Origin of the sequence: Pelotalea chapellei (assembly GCF_018531195.1) — a bacterium.
Classification (GTDB): Bacteria; Desulfobacterota; Desulfuromonadia; order Geobacterales; family Pseudopelobacteraceae; genus Pelotalea; species Pelotalea chapellei.
Window position 1 is genome coordinate 92,946 of sequence record NZ_JAHDYS010000014.1, and the last position, 6,132, is coordinate 99,077.

5 protein-coding genes are annotated in these 6,132 nt (G+C 43.7%); all 5 read left to right on the forward strand.

Annotated features, from left to right (window positions below):
- Positions 1 to 26: 26 nt before the first annotated feature.
- The 5 genes from KJB30_RS14255 (at position 27) to KJB30_RS14275 (ending at position 6,027) form a co-directional block, all read left to right on the forward strand.
- The gene (locus tag KJB30_RS14255; RefSeq protein ID WP_214300481.1) at positions 27 to 494 is read left to right on the forward strand and encodes a hypothetical protein; all 468 of its coding nucleotides are present in this window, start codon (positions 27 to 29) and stop codon (positions 492 to 494) included.
- Between the two features lie 151 nt (positions 495 to 645).
- On the forward strand, positions 646 to 1,971 hold the full coding sequence (locus KJB30_RS14260; protein WP_214300483.1) for a radical SAM/SPASM domain-containing protein: 1,326 nt from the start codon (positions 646 to 648) through the stop codon (positions 1,969 to 1,971).
- Positions 1,972 to 2,001: 30 nt separating this feature from the next.
- The gene (locus KJB30_RS14265; protein WP_214300485.1) at positions 2,002 to 3,945 is read left to right on the forward strand and encodes a RiPP maturation radical SAM C-methyltransferase; all 1,944 of its coding nucleotides are present in this window, start codon (positions 2,002 to 2,004) and stop codon (positions 3,943 to 3,945) included.
- A gap of 223 nt (positions 3,946 to 4,168) precedes the next feature.
- A complete protein-coding gene (lexA, locus tag KJB30_RS14270) occupies positions 4,169 to 4,783 on the forward strand; it encodes a transcriptional repressor LexA (protein ID WP_214300487.1) in 615 nt (204 codons plus the stop codon).
- Entirely contained in the window at positions 4,768 to 6,027 is a 1,260-nt protein-coding gene (locus KJB30_RS14275; protein WP_214300489.1) for a DNA polymerase Y family protein, read from the forward strand. The genes lexA and KJB30_RS14275 overlap by 16 nt, the downstream gene beginning before the upstream one ends.
- Positions 6,028 to 6,132: the final 105 nt, after the last annotated feature.

Below are 6,132 nucleotides of genomic sequence, written 5' to 3' on the forward strand. Positions count from 1 at the left end.
TCATCCCGGAAAAGTGGAGGAATACTATGAATGAATTAAAAGACATAACTGATCAGCTGGAATCTGTTTCATTTGAAGACAGCACAAAAGAGTTATTAGCAGCAGAAAACGCTCTTGTAATAGTAGGTAATGTACAGAAGCTAAAAAATTCAGAAGACTATATTATTGTTTCGCCATTGAATGATTGTAAAAGAAAATTTCAATTTAAAATTCAAGATCTAGAAAGAATCGAAAAAATAGAAAATCAGGTTTTTAGAGTATACATAAAGGTTGACTCGAGTTGTATAGAAATGACTAATGCAAGAACTACAAAATCTAATGCCGGAACTAGAAGGAAGAAAAGATTTGACTTTGAAAATATGAAATTCCTTTCTTATAGATCGGATGTATCTCCGTGCTACCTTATCTGTGACAGTCGTTGTGACATTAACTGTGACAGTTGTTACACTGACTGTTATTGCACATGTATCTGTGACTGTAATTATGTTGCGTGAATTAATTTAGGAATATCAACCTGGTGGCACAGGCTTCCTCGCCTGTGCGATAAAGAAGTCTATTTTTACAGCTTATTTTGTTTAAGTTGTCTCAATGATAGATGCTGTATTCACCTGATTTCATGAATAAAGCGTGTTAAAGGAGTATATTGTGAATTTGAGCTTGCCTACCCAAATACAATTTGAAATAACGGATAAATGTAATTTGAAGTGCCCTCATTGTTTTAATTACTCTACTTGTTCTTATGGGATGGATGAATCTAAAGATCTGGATTTTTATGAAATGGATACTATTGCTAAAATTATTGTAGAAAACAAAATATATTCTGTCGTGCTAACGGGTGGAGAGCCTCTAACTAAACCGGATTTATTGTTTAGATTGTTATCCTATTTTATAAAAAATGATGTAACTGTTTCTATTAATACCAATCTTTTATTATTGGACCAACCGATAATTGATAAATTAAAAACGGTTGTAACAGGAGGTATTTTAGTATCATGTCCTTCTTCTGATCCTAAAACATATAATAAGATGACGGGGGGAGGAAATTATAGTGTCTTTAAAAGAAAATTAAAACTATTGGTTGATTCTGGATTATTCTTTTCAGTAAATATGGTTGTTAATAAAAATAACATTAATCAAATTAAAACAACAGCCAGGGCCCTGCAGGAAATTGGCATAAAGTCATTCGGAGCCACCCCTATGGGATTAGTGACGGGAAATTCTCAATATGAAGATGTTTTAGACAAAGCTGAAATTATATCTCTTGTGAACGACTTGCTTTGGTTAAAGCAGGAGTTATCTCTTAATGTTGATATTTTTACTTCTTTACCAAAATGTTCTTTTCCGGAAGAAATACATGGAAAAAAAATAGGCTTTTTGGCTAGAAGTTGTCAAGCAGGGAAATCATCAACTACAGTGTCAAATATCGGCGATATCAGACCTTGTTCTCACAGTTCTGAAGTATATGGTAATCTCTTAGTAGAATCTTTTAAAAATATTTATGCCAAAATGGAGGATTGGAGAGCTTTAAAAAATGTTCCTGATGAGTGTTTGGAATGCAAAGTTTTAAACAAGTGTTTCGGGGGGTGTAGGGTTGCAGCGGTAGCTGCGTTTGGGGATTGTAAAAGCAAGGATGTCTGGATGGGAAAACCTTTTGTTGATGACCCCTTTTTCCAGGATCAGGGTGATATGAAAAACGTCAACATAAATTCTGATGCCGTAATAGCTATATCTGGAAAGTTCAGGTTTAGAAAAGAAGAGCAGCAGCTATATCTTATTTTTAACGAAAATAAATCTACAACTCCTGTCAATGAAGAGTTGTTTGAATTTTTAGAATACTTAAATGGAAAAGGTAATATAAAAGTTGAAGATCTGGCTGACGATATTTCCATCGACATTAAAGATGAAAATTTCAATAGGATTTTACAAGTATTACTTCATAAAAAAATTATCGCCATGTATCCCTCTCAATAGGTCAAGAGAAATCCGGGTGCGACTATTCTTATGAATAAAAGTGATAATCAAGAGAGGCAGGAGAAGCTGCTTCTCATTTCCATGCCTTTTGCAACATTAGATGCTCCCTCAATTCAATTGGGAGCCTTATCCGGCTATCTCAAAAATAAAGGTATCCCTGTAGATGTTCATCATGCTTATGTGAGATGCGCTGAAATCCTGGATCCGGAATTGTATCGTGTTATCAGTTATTCAATGCGGGATGAAATCTTTTATCCCCATTTTTTATATCCGGAAAATTTCGAGCGATACAGATACATGATAACCAGTTGCTTTAATAACTTTGTAAAATATCGACCGATTTCATTGGAAACTGTTCTGGGTAGGTTGAATTCATTTAATGAAGAGCTGCTTGTCAGGTTAGACTTTTCAAAGTATTCACTTATCGGCTTTAGTGTTACCTACGACCAATTAAAATCTTCAATTTTCCTGAGCCGAAGAATAAAGCAGCGCTATCCTGATATTCCCATTGTGTTTGGCGGTGCCTACTGTAATGGAGATCTTGGGATAAGCCTGCTCAAAACTTTTCCAGAAATAGATTTCATTGTCAGTGGTGAGGGCGAAGAAACTCTCACTGCCCTTTTTAAAAACTTAGCTAAAAAGAAATTTGCTGCCATAAAAGGTCTTGGCTGGAGAGATAATGGCAGTGTTAAATTTAACGGCTTCCCTGAAAAATTACCTTTAGACAGCCTTCCTATGCCGGAATATGAAGATTATTTTCACGAATTGGAAAATTGTTCCCCTAAGTTGCAAAACGCTGTCAGATATCAGCTTTTTATTCCTATTGAAGGATCGAGAGGATGTTGGTGGAATAAATGCACTTTTTGTAATCTCAATTCGCAATATCATGATTATCGGGAAAAATCTGTGGCGCGTGTTATTGAGGAAGTCAAGAAACAAGTTAATAAGTATCAGTGCCATTCCATAAGTTTTGTGGATAATATTCAAAGAATTAAGAATTTCGACAAATTGATGTCAGGATTAAAAGAACTGCATCAGGATCTGAATATTTTTTTACAAACACGGGCCGGCCATTTAAAAAAAACGGATTATGCCCTCATGCGGGATGCTGGAGTGACGAAAGTACAGATAGGCATTGAAGCCTTCGGCAGCAGCTATTTAAAAAAGATGAACAAGGGAGTCACAACCATTGAGAATCTAGCTGCTATTAAATATTGCCAGGAGTTTGGTATCTTGGTTATTTACAACTTAATCACTAACTATCCAAATGAAGATCAGGATGATTTGCAGGAAGCATCAGAAAATATAAAGTTCTTAAAAAGTTACATTCCTCCTTGGGCTATCATTCCCTTGGGAATATATCATGGAAGTCCAGTGTATCGTAATGCTAAGGATTTTAATATAAAGGAGATAAAAATTCCGGATCATAACTTGTGGCGTTTTCCTCAAAAAATATGGGAAACTCTTATTTCTTTTTATTATGACTATACTTGCATAAATGATGTAAAAGACAGAAGATTGTCATGGCAAGAAATTCTTAGAACATGGCAGCACATAGGTAGGGACAGGATTCATAGACCTCTCCTTTATTATCAAGATACGGGGGATTTTTTGACAATAACAGACCAGTTGTCGGAGAATAATTTTAAAAAGATATTAAAAGGTGTTGAGCGTGAATTATATCTGTTCTGTGATAGTGTTCAAACAAGATCGGCTATACTTAAAAAGTTCACAGAATTTTTGCCAGATCATTTGGAAAGTATCTTAGTAAAATGGATTGCCAATCGATGGATGTTTAGAGAAGAGGACAACTTTCTCAGCCTCGCCGTCAGGATGAGCCCCAGGATTTCAGCAGTATCATCTTTATCCAATAACCAATATAACTACTTAATGAAAAATTGGGGTCCGCCACCCCCTCGATCCTATGCCCAAAAGGATCAAACTTCAACGCCGATTATCAATGTAGATCGTTGATATTATTTATAATTTTCATTGGAAAATTTCTCTAAGCTCGTATTTCCCACCAACTTGTTTCAAATCGAATTTACTTCCTTTCTGCCATCCGCCTCTTGTTCCCTCTGAATCCACTTGTGGTTTTTACTACCCCCACTACTACTACCTTTCTTCCTGAAAACACTCTCACTTGACTTGCGAGAAACTTACGACTATGCTTTTGATCTGAAACAGGAGCAGAGCCATGACCCCCAAACAGAAGAAGGTTTTTGATTTCATCACCACGTATCAGGAGCGCCACGGCTACGCGCCTTCCCAGCAGGAGATCGCCAGGGGGTGCGGGTTTGAATCCCTCGGCACGGTCCAGCACTACCTGAAGCTGCTGGAGCGGGACGGCTTCCTCTCCCGACGCTGGAACGGCCGTCGCAGCATTGAATTGAACAAGCCTGCCCAGGCGGTTGCGGCAGGTATGGAGCTTCCCTTTGTGGGCATCGTTGCTGCCGGACGGCCGATCGAGGCATTTCAGCAGGCCGAGGTGGTGGAAGTTCCTTCGGCCATGGCCGGAACGGGCAATGTTGTCTATGAGGTGCGTGGCGATTCCATGATCGATCAAGGCATCATGGACGGCGATTACGTGACCGTGCATAGTCAGCCGACCGCAGAGAACGGCCAGACTGTGATCGCTGAACTGAACGGCTCCATCACCATCAAGCGTTTCGTCAGGAAAGGTAACAGCATCGAGCTGCATCCGGCCAACCCGACCATGACTCCGATCATGGTGCAGGAGTCGGACGAGTTTCATATCCGGGGTATTCTGGTCGGTTCCATGCGGTTTTACAAAAAATGGAAAGGCAAATAGTTCATCTTGTCATTCCCGCATTTCCCATTGCCCTGGCCCGTGCCACCGACAACCGTCTGTCTGGACGACCGGTGGCTGTGGCGCCGGGCAATTCCGAACGCAGCCTGCTCCAGTGCATATCCAGCGAAGCGGCGGCTGAAGGGCTCTTTCCCGGTCAGCCGGTTTACCGTGCCCGCAGGATCTGCCCGGCCCTGACGGTTATTCCTCCCGACCCCCTCTTGCTTGCCAAAGGCACCCGCCTGCTGTTCGAGTTGTCTGCCGAATTTTCTCCGCTGGTGGAACCCTCCAATGGCCGGGTGTTTCTGGACATGACCGGCTCCAGGCGCCTGTTCGGCCCGGCCCGCGATGTGGCCGGCCGCCTTGAAAGCAGGATCGTCAGGCGCATGGGATTGACCGCCATGGCCGGCACGGCCGCCAACAAGCTTGTTTCGCGCATTGCCGCCGATGCCATGCCCGAGCCGGGAGTTTACGATGTCTTCAGCGGCGCCGAGCAATCGTTCATGGCTCCTTTTCCGGTGTCGGTGATTCCCGGTATCGGCAACGAGCGGGAAGCGCTGCTGCTGCGCGACCTGAACCTGCGCCGGGTGGAGGATCTGGCCGCCTTGAGCGTTGCCCAGCTGCGTCTGGCAGTGGGGCCGGTTGCGCCGCTGCTCCACGAACGGGCCCGGGGCATTGACCGTTCTCCGGTCCAGCCGCCCCGGATCAGTACCGAAATCATGGAGGAGTCATTCCTGGAGCAGGAAGAAAACGATGACGAAATCCTGCTGGCCGAGCTGCTACGGCTGGTAGAGGGCTGCGGTTTCAGGCTGCGCAGGGTCGGCAGGGAAACCTCACGACTGAACTTGACCGTCTGTTACGCCGATGGCGTTACGGAGCAGGGGCACAAAAAACTTTCCGCACCGCAGGCGCTGGACATCCCGCTCTTCATTGCCGCCGAAGAACTTTTCCGCAGCACCTGCCGCAGACGGGTGCGCGTGAAGGCGCTGAAACTGAGCTGCGCCTCTGCGGCTGAACAACATGGCCAGCTGGATCTGTTTGCGTCGGCCGCTTCAAGCTCCCGACGGGACACTGCGCTGCAGGATGCGCTGGATGGATTGCGCAGCAGGTACGGAAGCCAGTCCCTGCGCTGGGGGCGCAGCTTTGCCGGTGTGGCGGGGCAGTTAGGGGATGGCTCGTCGCTTTCTTCTGTTTCTACGGATCTGTCTGAGTATCGGTATCATACGGATACCCGGCGGGGAGGGTGAAGGCCCCCTCTCCCCAGCCTCTCCCACTTGTATAGACTGGGGACATAGGTAACAACTGTTCGGGGACATAGGTAACACATTATTATCAAGACACGGCTTTCCAAA